13 protein-coding genes and 1 pseudogene are annotated in these 15,266 nt (G+C 49.3%); 5 read left to right on the forward strand and 9 right to left on the reverse strand.

Going from position 1 to position 15,266, the window contains the following annotated elements; all coding sequences use genetic code 11:
- Window positions 1–6 precede the first annotated feature (6 nt).
- The 4 genes from AC1WNR_RS08120 to AC1WNR_RS08135 form a co-directional block, all read right to left on the reverse strand.
- On the reverse strand, window positions 7–426 hold the full coding sequence (locus tag AC1WNR_RS08120) for a DsrE family protein (protein WP_481644005.1): 420 nt from the start codon (window positions 424–426) through the stop codon (window positions 7–9).
- Between the two features lie 14 nt (window positions 427–440).
- Window positions 441–3,377, reverse strand: a complete 2,937-nt coding sequence (locus tag AC1WNR_RS08125; RefSeq protein WP_481644006.1) for a chemotaxis protein CheB — start codon at window positions 3,375–3,377, stop codon at window positions 441–443.
- Window positions 3,378–3,418: 41 nt separating this feature from the next.
- Window positions 3,419–4,387 carry a response regulator gene (locus tag AC1WNR_RS08130; RefSeq protein WP_481644007.1) on the reverse strand — a complete coding sequence of 323 codons (969 nt, stop codon included), beginning with the start codon at window positions 4,385–4,387 and terminating at the stop codon, window positions 3,419–3,421.
- A gap of 179 nt (window positions 4,388–4,566) precedes the next feature.
- The gene (locus AC1WNR_RS08135; RefSeq protein ID WP_481644008.1) at window positions 4,567–5,085 is read right to left on the reverse strand and encodes a CoA transferase; all 519 of its coding nucleotides are present in this window, start codon (window positions 5,083–5,085) and stop codon (window positions 4,567–4,569) included.
- A 134-nt stretch (window positions 5,086–5,219) separates the two neighbouring features.
- On the opposite strand from AC1WNR_RS08135, the gene AC1WNR_RS08140 reads away from it, so the two are divergent.
- The 4 genes from AC1WNR_RS08140 to AC1WNR_RS08155 all read left to right on the forward strand — a co-directional run bounded on the left by AC1WNR_RS08140 (window position 5,220) and on the right by AC1WNR_RS08155 (window position 10,422).
- Entirely contained in the window at window positions 5,220–6,125 is a 906-nt protein-coding gene (locus tag AC1WNR_RS08140) for a homocysteine S-methyltransferase family protein (RefSeq protein ID WP_481644009.1), read from the forward strand.
- Window positions 6,126–6,200: 75 nt separating this feature from the next.
- Window positions 6,201–7,478, forward strand: a complete 1,278-nt coding sequence (locus tag AC1WNR_RS08145; RefSeq protein ID WP_481644010.1) for a sensor histidine kinase — start codon at window positions 6,201–6,203, stop codon at window positions 7,476–7,478.
- Window positions 7,367–7,837 (forward strand): FKBP-type peptidyl-prolyl cis-trans isomerase, encoded by a 471-nt coding sequence (locus tag AC1WNR_RS08150; protein WP_481644011.1) that lies wholly within the window; start codon window positions 7,367–7,369, stop codon window positions 7,835–7,837. The genes AC1WNR_RS08145 and AC1WNR_RS08150 overlap by 112 nt, the downstream gene beginning before the upstream one ends.
- Window positions 7,838–9,081: 1,244 nt before the next feature.
- Window positions 9,082–10,422, forward strand: a complete 1,341-nt coding sequence (locus AC1WNR_RS08155; RefSeq protein WP_481644012.1) for a hypothetical protein — start codon at window positions 9,082–9,084, stop codon at window positions 10,420–10,422.
- A gap of 233 nt (window positions 10,423–10,655) precedes the next feature.
- On the opposite strand, the gene AC1WNR_RS08160 is transcribed toward AC1WNR_RS08155, so the two are convergent.
- The 5 genes and pseudogenes from AC1WNR_RS08160 to AC1WNR_RS08180 form a co-directional block, all read right to left on the reverse strand.
- Window positions 10,656–11,806, reverse strand: a protein-coding gene (locus AC1WNR_RS08160) for an IS3 family transposase (protein WP_481642738.1) whose coding sequence is annotated in 2 segments (ribosomal slippage) — window positions 10,656–11,569 and window positions 11,569–11,806 — 1,152 coding nt in all. Because the reading frame shifts where the segments join, the coding sequence is not laid out codon by codon here.
- 143 nt (window positions 11,807–11,949) lie between these two features.
- Window positions 11,950–12,285 carry an IS66 family insertion sequence element accessory protein TnpB gene (tnpB, locus tag AC1WNR_RS08165; protein ID WP_481644013.1) on the reverse strand — a complete coding sequence of 112 codons (336 nt, stop codon included), beginning with the start codon at window positions 12,283–12,285 and terminating at the stop codon, window positions 11,950–11,952.
- Window positions 12,282–12,647: an IS66-like element accessory protein TnpA gene (tnpA, locus tag AC1WNR_RS08170; protein ID WP_481644014.1), complete on the reverse strand. Its 366-nt coding sequence runs from the start codon at window positions 12,645–12,647 to the stop codon at window positions 12,282–12,284. The genes tnpB and tnpA overlap by 4 nt, the downstream gene beginning before the upstream one ends.
- 30 nt (window positions 12,648–12,677) lie before the next feature.
- On the reverse strand, window positions 12,678–13,424 hold the full coding sequence (locus AC1WNR_RS08175; protein ID WP_481645377.1) for a site-specific integrase: 747 nt from the start codon (window positions 13,422–13,424) through the stop codon (window positions 12,678–12,680).
- A gap of 81 nt (window positions 13,425–13,505) precedes the next feature.
- Window positions 13,506–13,697 (reverse strand): annotated as a pseudogene (locus AC1WNR_RS08180) (DUF6538 domain-containing protein); the annotation flags it as partial.
- Window positions 13,698–13,995: 298 nt separating this feature from the next.
- Between AC1WNR_RS08180 and AC1WNR_RS08185 the strand changes: the two are divergent.
- A complete protein-coding gene (locus AC1WNR_RS08185) occupies window positions 13,996–15,216 on the forward strand; it encodes a tyrosine-type recombinase/integrase (protein WP_481644015.1) in 1,221 nt (406 codons plus the stop codon).
- The last annotated feature ends 50 nt before the right edge of the window (window positions 15,217–15,266 follow it).

Raw genomic sequence — 15,266 nt, forward strand, 5'->3', positions numbered from 1 at the left:
GAGCGTTTACGGACGAACGTAGGCGTAGCCCTGAGACTGAAGCTCCATTAAGCGTACGACGCCTGAGGCGGTCATTGTCGTACCATCGAGTAAGGCGACTTTTTTGCCAGCCTTCTTCTCCATCTTAGCGAGCGTGTTACCACAGGCTGCGAAGGTGTAGTTATCGTCGAGAGAGAGTGCATCGATGCGATCTTTGACCGGACTCTTCATCGTGTACATCTGCAGACCCGGACCATAAGCGACAATCTCTACCTTGACGCTATCGCCCTGAGATTCATAGTGCTTCTGCACGTTCTGAGCATTATTCAGTGCAATATTCATCTTCTGCGGATCGTTATCGCTCACCTGAATGGCCAGCTTGTACTCTGCTGCGCTTGCGATGCTCGCTACCAGAGACAAACCTAATGCCAAGATACTCTTCTTCATCGTTACTCTCCTTTTTATTGTTCTTCAACCAACTGCAACAGACTGACCATTTCATCGGCGCCGCTTGTCTCTTTATTCTCCATCAGGACTGCCCGATCGCGTACCTTGACAATCGAACCATCACGACGCTTCAGGCGATAAGTGATGTCCCAACCTATAGCATCATGGTCACGATACTGCGCAACCACACGTTCACGGTCTTCGTTATGCACCACATCTAGGAAAGTCTCCGGGTCTCGAGTCAACACTTCAGACTTACGCTGCAGAAAATCCTCTAGACGAGAGCTCACAAAGAGCACATCAATCATACCACGACTGGTGACCAAAACACCGTCGTCCATAACCGAACCGACAGTCTGCAGCAAGTGCTGTATATAATCAGCACGGTCCTGAGACTCGCTGAGTTTGGTGGTCTCGGTGAAGGTCAGTACCGCACCTGAAATAACCCCTTGGTCACGACGGTATGGAGATATATTCATCAGATATTTCTCACCCGGACGCTCGATCTGACGGCGCACTGGCGTACCGGTACTGATTACCGAATCGATTAACGCACCCAAATCATCGATCTCGATGTGCTTGGGCAGTTTGGTGAGCTTGTGACCAATGTCATCTGGCAATATACCGAACAGACGAACAGTCTGCGGTGTAAAGCGCGTAACGCGATGGTCGACATCCACAACGATAAGCCCCATATCGAGCGATCGCTGGATATTGTTGAGCGTCTCGTTCGTATCTGTCAGCAGTATCGATTTAGCCTGCAATTCGTCGTTGACGGTGGTCAACTCTTCGTTGGTTGCCTGCAGCTCTTCGTTGGTAGTTTCAAGCTCTTCGTTAGAGGCTTGCAGCTCTTCAGTTGAGGCCTGCAACTCTTCGTTGAGCGCTTGCAACTCCTCGTTCGAGGTTTCCAACTCTTCGATGACGGCCTGCAAGTGGTCACGAGTACGATCGAGCTCCTCTTCCAACTCCGTTAGCGCGCGGATATCCTCTGGAGTAATCGACTCAGCACGCAGCGTAGCGTTCGAGCTCGTTGACTCCAAGCGCTTGAAGGTCATCAGATAGATATGCGAATCAGTCACTGTGTCGAGCAACTTACGCACGATGATATTTACCGACGCGGCGGTCTCCTCATTCGGGAAACGGAAGCGCACCATGTGCTCAACCTTCTCTGCGTCGCTGCGCGAACAACGGTTGACCAGCGCTCGCACTTCAGTCTGAAGTTGGGGACTGGCAAGGCTAACGATATCGAAATATGCCTTTCCGGGCTGTATCTGCAAGTACGCAGAGACATCACCGAAATACTCCATTGGTTGGAATGCATCGTTTAACTGGATTGTAGGTGGAGCGAAGGTATCCACCAGAACACCGCGCACTCGTTCAGCTAAGCGAGATACCGGAGCAATCGTCTTACTTGCAGCTGAATCACCATGACTCATCTTCGTAGCAAAAGAGGCCCCAAAGCGGCCATACGAGACAACACCCGATTTGCGGCGGAAGATTTTGTTGGTTTTGCTGACAACTTCAAACAGCTTGTCACCGGTTGTACTGATAGACTCAGACTTACCCATGAACAAGAAACCGCCAGGGGTCAGCGCGTAATGGAAGTTATTCACTAGCTGATTTTGAAGCTGAGAACTTAGGTAAATCATTAAGTTACGGCAGCTTATTAGATTCATTTTGAGGAACGGCGGATCTTTGATCAGATCATGGCGTGCGAACATACACATGTCGCGAATCCATTTCTTAACCCGATACTTAGTGCCCTCTCGATCGAAGTAGTTGTACAACACACGCTCATCAAGATGCTCGATGACGGCATCAACATAAGCGGCGTGACGCGCCACCTCAAGGCTAATGTCATCAATGTCGGTCGCAAAGATCTTCACTTCATAACCACGCAGCGTTGGGCCCAACCTCTCGGCCAACATAATGGCTATAGAGTAGACCTCTTCGCCGGTCGCACAGGCAGGTACCCAGATACGAATAATGCGTGTCTCAGCTGCTTGCTCGATCACGTTATCAATCACGGTACCCAGCGAGGCAAACGCCTCCGCATCACGGAAGAACCCGGTAACGGAGATCAGGAAACTACGTTGCAGGATCTCCAACTCCTCGGGATCACCATCGATATGGCAGAAGTACTCCTCAATAGAGTTCAAACGTAACGCACTTATTCTTCGCTGCAACTGACGCTCCAGCGTCGCCTTTTTATATTGTCTGAAGTCGACGCCCGTGACGGTAAAGACGCGATCAATGATGCCATCCATTGAGACAACCTCACCAGTGCTGGCCTCATCCTCCTTGGAGCTCGGCAGCCCAGCGGGGTGCTTATGCAACTCTGGTAGGTAGGCAGCGATCTCTTCCGGGCTCAGAATCAAATCGGCCGTACGAGCACGAATAACTGAATTCGGCATACCGTCATACTTCGCGGTTTCAGGATTTTGCACGATCGTGATGCCGCCAGCGTCGCGAATCGCACGACAGCCCTGAGTACCGTCAGAGCCCGTACCCGAGAGCACAATACCGATAGCCTGATTACCAAAGGCTTCGGCGACAGAGTTAAACAGCTTATCAATCGAGGGTTTCGCCCCTACATCCGTCGTTGGTACCTTCAGATGAATGTGACCATCTTTGACGACAATGTCGGTATTCGGTGTGTTCACGTAAACGGTATCGGGTTTGATAAGTGCACCCTCAGTTGCACCGACCACGCGATACTCACAATCTTTCGAAAGCAACTCTACCAACACAGATCGGTGCTGCGGCGCCATGTGCTGCGCGATTACAAACGCGATATACCCATTGGGTTTACTGGCACGCAACAAAGAAGTAATCGCCTCAAGTCCACCCGCGGATGCGCCAATTGCGACAACTATAAGGTTTTGGAAGCGTTTATCATCCTGCGCTTCCTCGACCACTTCTACCGCCTTTTCCGGCTTCTTATCTGCCACTCTCGTTTAACTCCCGGTGCTTTATCACTACTGACACCTGTTCAATCGTTTATATTAGTAATTTCTGTAAATGCGAGGCTATTATGCGCAGCCTTCGCAACTTTGCTCTGTAACTCCGCAGCGCGCAGCAACTCGTGGATCACCTCTTGTGCACCGCCACGGTCAACCCGCAGATCATCGTTGTGTACTATTGAGCTGCAAGCGCCATAGATTCGAACTTGACCATATTCCGCATCGATAAGATCGAGTTTGTGCTGCAATTGCGACAAAACTTTCCCTGTATCGGACTCGACTCCATCGTTTGAGCAAGCCGGAATCAACACCATAAACTGATCCGCCATATGCCGACCCAACAGCATCTCTGGACTATCAGTCCCCTCGGCGATATCTAGCAAGTTCTGAGCCAGAAGCTCAAGCAGGCTGTCGCCTTTACGATAGCCCACCCGTGAATTGATTACCGCCATGCCATCAATATTGATCAACAGTAGAACTGTACGCGCATGGCTAAACAAGCGTTTAATCAACTCAATGGATCCGCGTTCAACCAGCCTAACTCGCTGCATTAGACCTGTACAAGGATCAAGCGCCAGGCGGGAGCGCAGGCTGTTAAACCGCTTACTGATTTGAAGGAAAGAGTGCACACGCAACTGCAAGCGCGCAAAACTCATCGGTTTTTCAATGAAATCTAGACCACCCGCCTGATAGGCTAAACGCTCCATCGACGAGTCAGCAAAGGCGCTGTAAAAGAGAACCGGTACAAACTGGTCGCCACTGAAGTGCTCGGATAGACGTTCGCACAGTTCGATACCATTCATTTGGCCAAGCACGATGTCCGCAATCACAAGATCGACTCGACCTCCGCGCGACACAAAATTGAGTGCATTCTCAGCATTGGAGAATGTCACGACGTTCCCAAGATCCGACAGGCAGTCGATCAGAGACTGCTCAGTCGTTGGGTCATCTTCAACAACCATAATGGTCGCCTTTTCGCGCTTTAATCGCTCGATCATCTCATTCCTGTGTATCGCACCGGAGCAGCCCGCGGGGGAACCTAGCTAGTGTCTGTACCATAGTCCGGTTAAGAGCATAACTCCATGATTGTGAGGCATTCACAACTAGAACAATAGAGATAAAAAAGGCCAATTCAGCTCTTAGCACTGAATCGGCCCATTGTGTATCAAACCTAGGGTCAGCGTTGCGGCATATCCGCGCGACCATAACCCAAACTAACGCTGGCATCCTCGGGTATGGCAGGAATGCCCTCATTCCACTCCAACCAGGTCTCACGCATCGATTTGAGTCGTTCAGGCTGATTCTGCGCCTGATTCGCCCGCTCGCGAGCATCGTTTACCACATTGAAGAGATACTCATGTTCATCAACCTTGAGATACTTCCACTCTCCCATGCGGTAAGCGCGCTGATCGCGGAAGTTTTCAACAAATACGTCTGCACCCTCGAGCAGTTTGTGCAGCTTGTCCCGATCCTCAGACGTTTTAATATCCAAGGTGACCGACTTTTTGCCGCGGTTAAAGGTCGGAAAAAAGCCCCGCCCCATACCGCTAAGGTCCCGAGTTTTGTCACCACCGGGTGGCTCGATCTTGATCACCTCAGCACCCATAAAGGCGAGAAACATACCGCAGGATGGCCCCATAATCATGTGACTCATCTCCACCACACGAATCCCGGCTAAAGGTCTCGCTGCACTCATTCTGCTCTCCCGGTTCAAAGTTCTCAGATATCGCAGGCTAACGACAAAAGAGGTTCGCATCAATCTACCCCGTCGTTTAGTATCCTAGCCAACGTTAACCCAACAATGACTCTCACCTGAGGTTAAGCAGTAAGATGGCACAGATCGGTTTTTTGGATGGCGGTACGGGTCAAGAGATCTACAAACGCGCTGGCAAGCCAGATGCCCGTCTCTGGTCTGTGGAGGTTCTTCTGAAGCAGCCAGAGATTGTGACTGAGGTTCACGCAGACTTCATCGAAGCGGGCTGCCGTACACTGACAATAAACACCTACACCGCCACGCCCACACGGCTGGCAGGTGCCGGTATCGCTGAGCTGGGTAACCAGATCTTTGTCCAAGCAAAACAGGCTATGAATGAGGCGATTGCACTGAGCAGTTCGGATGTTGAACGCGCCGGCTGCCTGCCTCCACTGCACGGCAGTTATCTCCCCGACCCTCCCCGCAGCTTTGACTCCATGCTGCCCGAGTTCCAGCAAATCTGCGAATTGCAGGCAGACCTGGATCTGCTACTTATTGAAACCATGTCAAACAGTACGGAAGCACGTGCCGCCTGTGCCGCTGCCACTGAAACCGGCCTGCCCTACGCACTAGGGTTTCGCGTTGAACCCAACGGCAAGCTGAGGTCAGGCGAAAGCCTTGAGCATGCTATTGAGGTATGTCTACCCTACAGCCCGAACGGAATCTGGCTAAACTGCAGCGCGCCAGAAGATATCAACATTGCGCTCCCTCACATCACACACTTCAATCTGCCGTTTGGAGCCTACGCCAACGGCTTTATATCGATCGAAGCGCTAGCCGCCGGCAACTCAGTGGCACTTTTGGGCGAACGATCCGATATCACTCCGCAAGTGTATGCTGAGCTGTCTCAGAGCTGGGTAGACAAGGGCGCACGCCTTATCGGCGGCTGCTGTGAGGTTACAGCTGAGCACATGCGAGTGACCGCCGAGCGGCTGATTGCATCTAACAATCAACTGGTAAAATTATCTGAAGTTCTAAAGTAGTGAGATTTTCTTCTAGAAATTCACGCTTACTGGCTGTTATCTTGTTGAGAGAATAAAACCAACTCTGAGAGTCCAATGTGTGCAGTGATTGGCCATGAGCTGCGCACCCTTGCCAGTATTCTTAAAATGCAGATGGAGAACGCAGCGCGCCACCAAAACAGCATTGATAAAGCGCTGTTCAATAACACATTGGACCAGTTAATTGATGTGATCGATACGCTGCGCACCGTCTCACAACCCGAGCACATCGCCAACGCTCAACTCAGAACAGTGATGCTGAGCGATCTGATCAGTTCACAAATTAGTGTTCTTAAGACACTAACTGATGAGCACAATATAAAGCTACGCTCGAACTACCAGCAGCTATCAAATATCTTGCTTAGGTTGCCCGTCGGACCTCTAAAACAACTGATCTCCAATCTTGTCAGAAATGCAGTCATCCACGCTCACAGCAAAGTTGTGGACCTTAACGTACAGGTTGAGAAGTCAACCGCAAGTCGCGCGCACTTAACACTTGAAGTCAGCGATGATGGCAGAGGTATATCGGCTGATGAGATTGAGCGTCTTTTCAAACCCTACGAGCGAGGTGAAGAGACATTCAATGGTAGCGGTCTTGGCTTGCATGTCTGTAAAACCATTGCTGAGTTGATGGGCGGAAACCTCAGTTTAAAACCCAACGCAAACTCAGGCGCGAGCTTCATCCTAGAATGGGATGCTGAGTTGGCCACCGAATCCGACCTAACGACAGAACAATCCGAGGACCCAAATGCAGTCCTTCCCGGCTTGAGTGTTCTGCTGGTAGAGGACGACAACGCGATCCTTGAGATGACTGCAATCATGCTAAGCGACTATGGCGTCAAAGTCAGAATCGCTAAAAATGGGCTAGAGGCGTTGAAAGTATACAATGAGAGTCAAACAGACTTAGTGCTCACCGATATTTTCATGCCAAAAATGAGCGGTGTAGAGCTGACGGCGGAACTGCGTCGTCAAGGTACCGAGCGGCCGATTATCGGACTAACGGCAGCGACACTGGGGCAGGAGACTGAGGCGATCAGTCGAGCCGGAGCGAATGCAGTTCTCAATAAACCGCTGAACCCCGTCGATCTCGCGCGAACGCTTATTAGGGTCGCCCCCCCTTCAATAGCCCACTTGCCAAAGGCTGCCGCACATCGGATACTCGGCGCACTCATATCTAACCGACCAAGGAGCTGCCGGTGTCACAGATCAGCAAAGATAAAGTTGTGCAATTTTTTTATACCCTGTCAGATGCTGACGGCAATCAAATCGAGACCAATCGAGAAACCAACCCTATGGCCTACCTACATGGCCACAACGGAATGCTTGCTGCGATAGAAGCAGAGCTCGAGGGCAAAAGCGTAGGAGACCGTTTCTCCCTAACGCTCTCCCCCGATCAGGCGCATGGCGAACGTCAGCCCGATTCAGAGATTCGTGTACCAATGAAACATCTGCAGGGCCTTCCCAAAGGTCAGCGTAGCTGGAAACCGGGCATGATAGCAGTTGTAAAGACGGAGCAAGGCATGCGTCAGGTGACCGTTGTGAAGCCGGGCCTAAAGATGGTAACTATCGATACCAACCACCCGCTAGCCGGCCAGACTCTAGGCTATGAGATCGAGGTGGTCGACGTACGCGATGCCACAGCAGAAGAGATTGCGCATGGCCACGCGCACGGTGTTGGTGGCCATCAGCACTGACAACGCATTAAGAGCTGCATCGCTCGTACAGAACTGCCGTAACAAAAAGCCCCGCATCTGCGGGGCTGTTTGTTTATATGGCGGTCAGGGAGGGATTGACTCATTTCGGCTCGTGGCCGAAATGCCCCTGCGGGCGCCTTCGGCGGTCCAAATTGCTCTCGCAATTTGTCGAACCCTCTTCTCGGGTTCAAATCTACAGCCCAATCAACAAAAAGCCCCGCATCTGCGGGGCTGTTTGTTTATATGGCGGTCAGTGAGTGCCTAAGCGGCAGGCTCATGTCCCTCTACAGACTCCAATGGCACTTGTCAGAACCTAGAATCAAATACTTACATACCCTCGGTTCACCTTCAAGAGCGTCAGTTTGTCTACACTTTCTACAACACCCCTTTGTCATGCCTCAGTAGGCTACATGACACACCATCATCATCTGCTCTGGCAGGTTTCATAATTCCTCCTGTAAGGCTCTGTAAGACTATCTGAGAAGCGTTACGTTAACTGCATTACATCTTGATCTAGGTCGAGAGAAGATCAGGGCGGGGTCTATATAGGGGCGGGGGTGGGGAAAGCACCTCTTCTATTGCGTATGCTGCTTGTCAGATACAAGTTAGGTGAATTTATAAAAATTAATTCTAGTAACTGCCGTCACAGGTCAATCCATAGACTACAAAAATACCCTCACCAAATATTAACTAACTTGGCGCGACTACTGGACTGATCAGAAACTAAGGACAGTGAGAAGTTACGTAGCAACACGACCAGCAAGAAGAAGTATGCTTAAGCGGGTATCACGCTGCACAATCTGCGCTGACATACTGAAGAAGTGTGTGTCAGTGCAGCACCCTATTTAGCCCCTAAACACGACAGCCAGAACAGCACTAAAATTGACTTTTTGGTCCATTTGTGATACCCTCTTCTGCGTAGTAAAACATTAAAACTAGTGATCTTTAATCACCCTTTTACTACAACTTCAAACATCCCTCCGAACAACATTAAGCCCCAAAACATCAATTACTAACACCATTTCATTAAACGTAAATCATTGATATTAAAGGCTTTTTTATAATAACTTCAAATACCTTAACGTTAACTGTTTTTGTGTCGTGTATTCAGATTGATGTTCACGTAGAAGGTTGATGATTACCGTTCTCTTTATCTGTGTCTTGTAACAGTAAAAAGCATCAATTGATGAGATCGTTCACATCGATAGAATAATGCCTTAACACGTATCAAAGGGGTGTGGTTCATGGGACATAAGAAGAATGAAGGTTGTGATGTAGACTCTGCAGTCACCACTTCCGTCCCTATGTGCATAACATCTCTAGACACTGAGCTACTTCGCCTAATAGAGGAAGGTAAAGAGAAACCAGTTAGCGAACGAGGCAAAACACACACCTTTCCTAATGATCTGTATCTCGCTCCATCCAGTGGCTTGCAGGGGCAGTTTGACGAGCTTTTAAACGACCTAATACAAATCCCAGCACCTAAGCAGAAAACCTATCAGAAGGCTTACAGAGCCGTCTACGAGCAGATAATGCTTAACCTTTCACGCTGTGTCATTACAAGGCTATGGCTCTGTATAGCAGCGTCAAACAAACTTACCGCATCAGGTCAGTGGAAGTATCGACCAAATCAATGTCATATCTATAAAAGCGAGAGGATAACTGGAGCAATCTTAAATCTGTTGGTTGAAGCTGGTCTTGTCTTCAAAAATACTGGTGAATCTTTTGAGAAAGGAAACGTAGAAGATCACTACTATCCGACAAGATCACTTGCCATGCAGCTTGTTAAGTTCTCACCATTCGTAGAGCAAAACATAGTGCCCAGTTCAAAGCACCTGAAGATCAATAAACCTGACGAAGCGTTTAAAGATTTCAAGTGGAGTGATGACCACCAAGATGTAAAAGACATCATCACTATTAACGAGTTTGCTAGGCATCAGTCGTGGACGCTAAAAGCCCCGATCAGACAAACATTTAATGGAAACCCTTTTACTGTTGGTAGATTGATAACACCTTTCCAGAACTTACCGTCCAGAGATTATGAGATACGTCTACGCACCCTGATTAATGGCAACCCTATCGCTGAAGTAGACTTTAATGCCAACCATCTGAGAATTTATCTAGCCTATCTTGGCAAGCCATACGAAGGTTTAGACCCTTATGCAGAGTTAGCAGAAATAGCAGGTGTTAGTAGAAAAGAAGTCAAAGGCTTTATGACAGTAGCTATGAACTGTTGCAGCCTTGAAGAAGCAAAAGGGGCAGCACTGTCAGAACGAGTCTCTCACCAAGCGTCAGAGAAGATCAGTGAAGCATTCCAGAAAAGGTTTAAAGGTGTCGAGTTGCATTCAGGGTTTGGAGTTTATGCAATGAATTACGAGGGACTGATCCTAAAGGATGTAATGCTTCAGGCTGTAGCCAAAGATATATTCACGTTACCAATACATGACGCTGTTGCCTGTGAAACTCAACATTCTGAAGTCGTCAATCAGATCATGCACTCGTCATGGGAGAGGATAATTCAGGATATACATAGCAATAAAGCTGTGAAAACGATTACCAAAGTTTCAACTCTGCACACCTCATGAACCTCTGCCCTTGATGCTGCGATCCTTTTGGGGTGCAAATGTAACCAGAGTGCCCTGTACTACCCGTAACGACGAGTTTGTATTTCCTGAACGATGGCTAACCACGATGGAGATCATCCTTCAGAGAGCGTTTAAATATTATGGATACAAAAACTCGTTGTTAAATAAGATCAAGAAAACTAGCAGAAAGGTCCACATCACCTGGGACTGAAGCTTGGCAAGGCCCTAGTTTCCTAGACAGCTGCCAGCTTTTGTAAATACTGCTCTTCATATTGAGCTGGAGACATCCCATTATTGTTGCCGTGACGGCGCGATGAGTTGTAGAACAGCTCGATGTAATTAAAGATATCCGCTCTTGCTTCATTCCGTGTTGGGTAGATTTTGCGCTTGATCCGCTCGGTTTTGAGGTTCGAGAAGAAGCTCTCGGCGACGGCGTTATCGTGACAGTTCCCGCGTCGACTCATGCTGGCTTCTAAACCGTGGTCCTTTAAGAAGGTACGCCAGTCGCTGCTAGTGTATTGAACACCTTGGTCGGAGTGGATCAGAACAGTTCCTTTGGGTTGCCGACGCCAAAGAGCCATCATAAGCGCATCGATGACCAGCTCTGCCCGAGGATTGTTCTTCATACTCCAGCCGATGACTTGACGGTTAAATAGGTCAATGACAACAGCCAGATATAGCCAACCCTCGTGAGTTCGGATGTAAGTAAAGTCGGTCACCCAAGCCTCATCGGGAGCGTCAACATCAAACGCTCGAGCAAGCGTATTCGGCACCACTAGACTAAGATCCCCGCCACTGAAGCCTCTGTGTTTCTTATAACCCCGGTGAGATGAGATGTCGTTCTGCCGCATAATACGATGCACTCGGTTTTTCCCGACCTGCTCGTTATCATCCTTCAGATCTTTTGTTATATTTCGGTAGCCGTACACAAATCCACTCTCAGCCCAAAACTGCCTGATCTTCGTTAATAAGCGCTTATCTTCCTGTGCGCGTTTCGACTCCGGGTTCCTACGCCAGGCGTAAAAACCGCTGCGTTCAACATCGAGCACTCTGCACATCGCTGCGATTGGGAACTGATCAAGTCGTGACTTTATGAACGCGTACTTCTCTTTGACTCGGCTGCAAAGTACGCTGCGGCCTCCTTTAATATGTCTCGTTCTTCAGTGACACGTCTAAGCTCAGCCTTGAGTTTACGGAGCTCTTCCTGCTGATCATTAATCGTATGATGTTGAGAGCTCGCGGAGCCATATTTCTTAACCCAGTTGCGAAGAGTCGGCTCTGAAACTCCTAATCTCGTAGCTACTTCGCTGAGCCTGTAGTTGCGTTCCGTGACTTGCTTGGTTGCTTCGATTTTGAACTCTTCAGTGTAACGTTTCGCACTCATTTGTGATCACCTCATGTTAGGCGTTAGTGTAACGCTAACAGGTGTCTACAATACTAGGGCCTTGCCACAGTGTGCCAGAGCCATCGAGCTCTGGCGATGGGCAGAACGGCCAATAGCCTTCGACCGTCGGTTGTGTTCCAGGTCTAGAGCACACTGATCACGCCGGCGGGGCCGAAGCGCTGCCAGGGCAGTCCCTGCACCAGCGCCTGGAGCTGTTCCGGGTGCAGCTCCACCCGGTCTCCCCGCCAGGCCTCGGGCCATTTGAACTTGCCCTGATGCAGGCGACGCGCCGCCAGCCAGACACCCATCTCGTCATGCACCAGGACCTTCATCCGGGTGGCGCGGCGGTTGGCGAACAGATAAGCGCAGTGCGGCTTCGCCGCACCAAACACCGCCACGACACGCGCCAGGGCGGTATCGGGACCGGCGCGCATATCCAGCGGTTCGGTGGCCAGCCATATCTCGTCGATGCGGATCATCGCAGCAGATCCTTGAGCCAATGCAGGCAACGGTCGCCGTCAGCCAGGGGCCAGTTCACGACCAGGCTGCCGCCTGCACGCGGGATCTCGATGCGGATACTCTCGCCAGAGCCCGACGCCTGCGGTTGGGGCGGCTGTGCCGGCAATGCGATGGGCAGAAAAGCCGGAGGCGTCGACGTGACGTCCTGCCGCCGGGCTGCGCGGATCCATTTATGGACCAGGTTGACGTTGAGGCCATGATCCAGGGCAATCCGGGCGACCGACGCCCCTGGTTGCAGGCAGTCGGCCACGATCCTGGCCTTGAATTCGGCAGTGAAGCGGCGACGCTTAATGGGGGCTTCCGATGTGCTTAGCATGGTCATAACAGGTGTCCACTTATAAATAGGTGGACACTATCGCCAGCGGGCAGCCAGGTGCTCAAGACGGGTTCGCCGGACGCTTACCTCAGAGATACTTTTAAGCCACTTATTTAAAGCAGCACTAGCACTATTGGTATTGCTGATGTCAGACTTGTTGTAACGAGGGAAGCAAAAGTCATTTACCTTATTGGCAACAATACGTTCTGCAGCCCAGAGTGAATAACCTACTAATGGAACTTTGCGTTTACTTGAGGTTGTTTTCAGTGAACGATGTTTGTGTGGTTGAATCACAATGTGTGGTACATCTGCTTCAAGTTTAATGTCATCTATTAATAAACCAACAGCTTCCCCAAGGCGCATCCCTGTGTCACTTATCAATGCTGTAAGCCATCGCATCTCATCATCTAGCTCCTTACATTTTGCTTGAATAAGACGAAGAGTATGGTTCTTGATAGGCTTTCTTGATGCTTTGTCAGTCTGTTCAGGAAGGTAGACACCGCTAAATACGTTTCGTATCTCAAGACCCAGTTCGCTAATTGCAAAATTAACTATCGCTTTGATGATACTAAAGGCTCTTCTAACTGAGCTACTATTTAAGCCTTTCTGAATCAGCCACTCCCTAAACATAGCAGCATCAGTCCCCGCATACTGATCAAGAGGTTTATCTCCATGACACTGAATAAGGTAATTAACGATGCGATCATTTGATTGTCTGAAAACCTTCGACCGTCCGGAGCCTTTAATATCTTGGTAAAGGTTCTTAGCTTCGCTAATTGTCATAATGCTGCTAGTAGCCATGACAGGAGATGTAAGCAGTTTGTCCTTGAATAGGGGAGAGCCATTACGTAAACGAATATCTAACCAATATTCATCAAGTCGAGACGCTATTATGGATGCAGCTTGTTTGGCTTTAGCTGCTGATCTAGTTTGGAGGCTCTGAACTATACGATCAGTTTGATAATACTTTCTAAGGTCAGAAGGAATCCATCGACTGAAGTAATAGACACCTTTCCTAGTGTATGTGTATCGAAGAGACGGAGTTGTTTGGTACATAATTTGTCTACAGTATTGTCTACAGCCAGTGGAGGCTGATGAGTTAAACGTACTTCTGACAAGGGTTGCAGAGGAATCTGCATTGAAGAAATGGCGGTCAGGGAGAACGTCGAAAAGTATATAGCATCACTCGCATCATACAATCATACATGATTAAGCCACTGTTTTTATTGATTTATATATTCAAATCACTAGGATACTTACTATACTGCCCACACCTAATGACGGTTCAAATGACGGTTCCACTAGCCGAACTATACCTGAAGACAATCTACATTTACCCCTGAGTATCCCCCACATGGCCCTCACCACTTCTCAAATCAAAGCAGCAAAACCCGACGTCAAACAGTACAAGATATTCGATCGAGACAATCTACACTTACTCGTTCGACCCAACGGCTCCAAGACCTGGAAATATGGCTTTAGACTGAACGGTAAACAAAACACATATACCATCGGCAGCTTTCCAGACGTGAGCCTGGCTGAAGCAAGAGAAGAAGCCAGCAACGCTCGAAAGCTAGTGCAGAGGGGTCTGAATCCAACCACAGAGAGGCGCGCTCTTCTGACCAAAACTTGTAGTACACATAAAGTGTTCAGTGCGTATTGCGATGAATGGATCGCAAAGCAAAACCTTCAGGCATCAACTGAAAAGGACCTCAAGCAACGGCTAAAGAAAAATATCTACCCGGACCTAGACAAGGCTCCGGTGAATCAGTTTACGACCAGAGATCTATACGACGTACTGAAGAAAATGACTGACAGGGGTACGAAAGAGACAGCGATGCGTATGGCGGGGGTACTTCGCCGCGTATATAACGAGTTATTTCTGCTGGGTATTGTAGAATCCAACCCAGCTCAGGGCCTTGCTGAGCTATTACCCAAGGTAGACCAACAAGCTAAAGGCAACTTCGCTCACATTACCAGTGCTACAGATCTAAAAATGCTGCTGCTAGCAATCCACAAACCGGCACCCCGCCGAAATGCCGCCGTATCACAGGCTCTTAAACTCATGCCGCTTCTATTCTTACGTCCAAAGAACATCCGGTTTATGAAATGGGAGCACATCGACTTTGACGCCGCACTTCTCACTATCCCGGGATCGGAGATGAAGATGCGTAAGGAGTTGAAGGTACCGCTGGCCAATCAAGCGATCGACATCCTTCGGGAGGTCGAGAAGACAAGGCACATGACCAGTTCGTATGTATTCACGACCGCCCACGGTAATGGAAAACCAATGAGTGAAAACACCACCACCTACGCTATCAAACGCCTCAGAAATCCAGATACTGGCGTTCCCTTCGGTACGGGTTTCATGACAAGTCATGGATTCAGACATACTGCTAGCACCATGCTGAACGAGATGGGGCACGATTCTGATGCAATAGAGCTTCAGCTCTCACATGAAAGCAAGGATCGTATCAGGGCCACCTATAACAAAGCACAGCTCATGGATAAGCGTCGACAGATGATGCAGGACTGGGCTGACTACCTGGACAGTTTGATTCAGTCGTCGCTGTAACGCCAAATCTGACGAATCAATAATTATCCCGGATCAACTTGGCAGGGTAG

The organism is Marinobacterium marisflavi, from assembly GCF_982447095.1.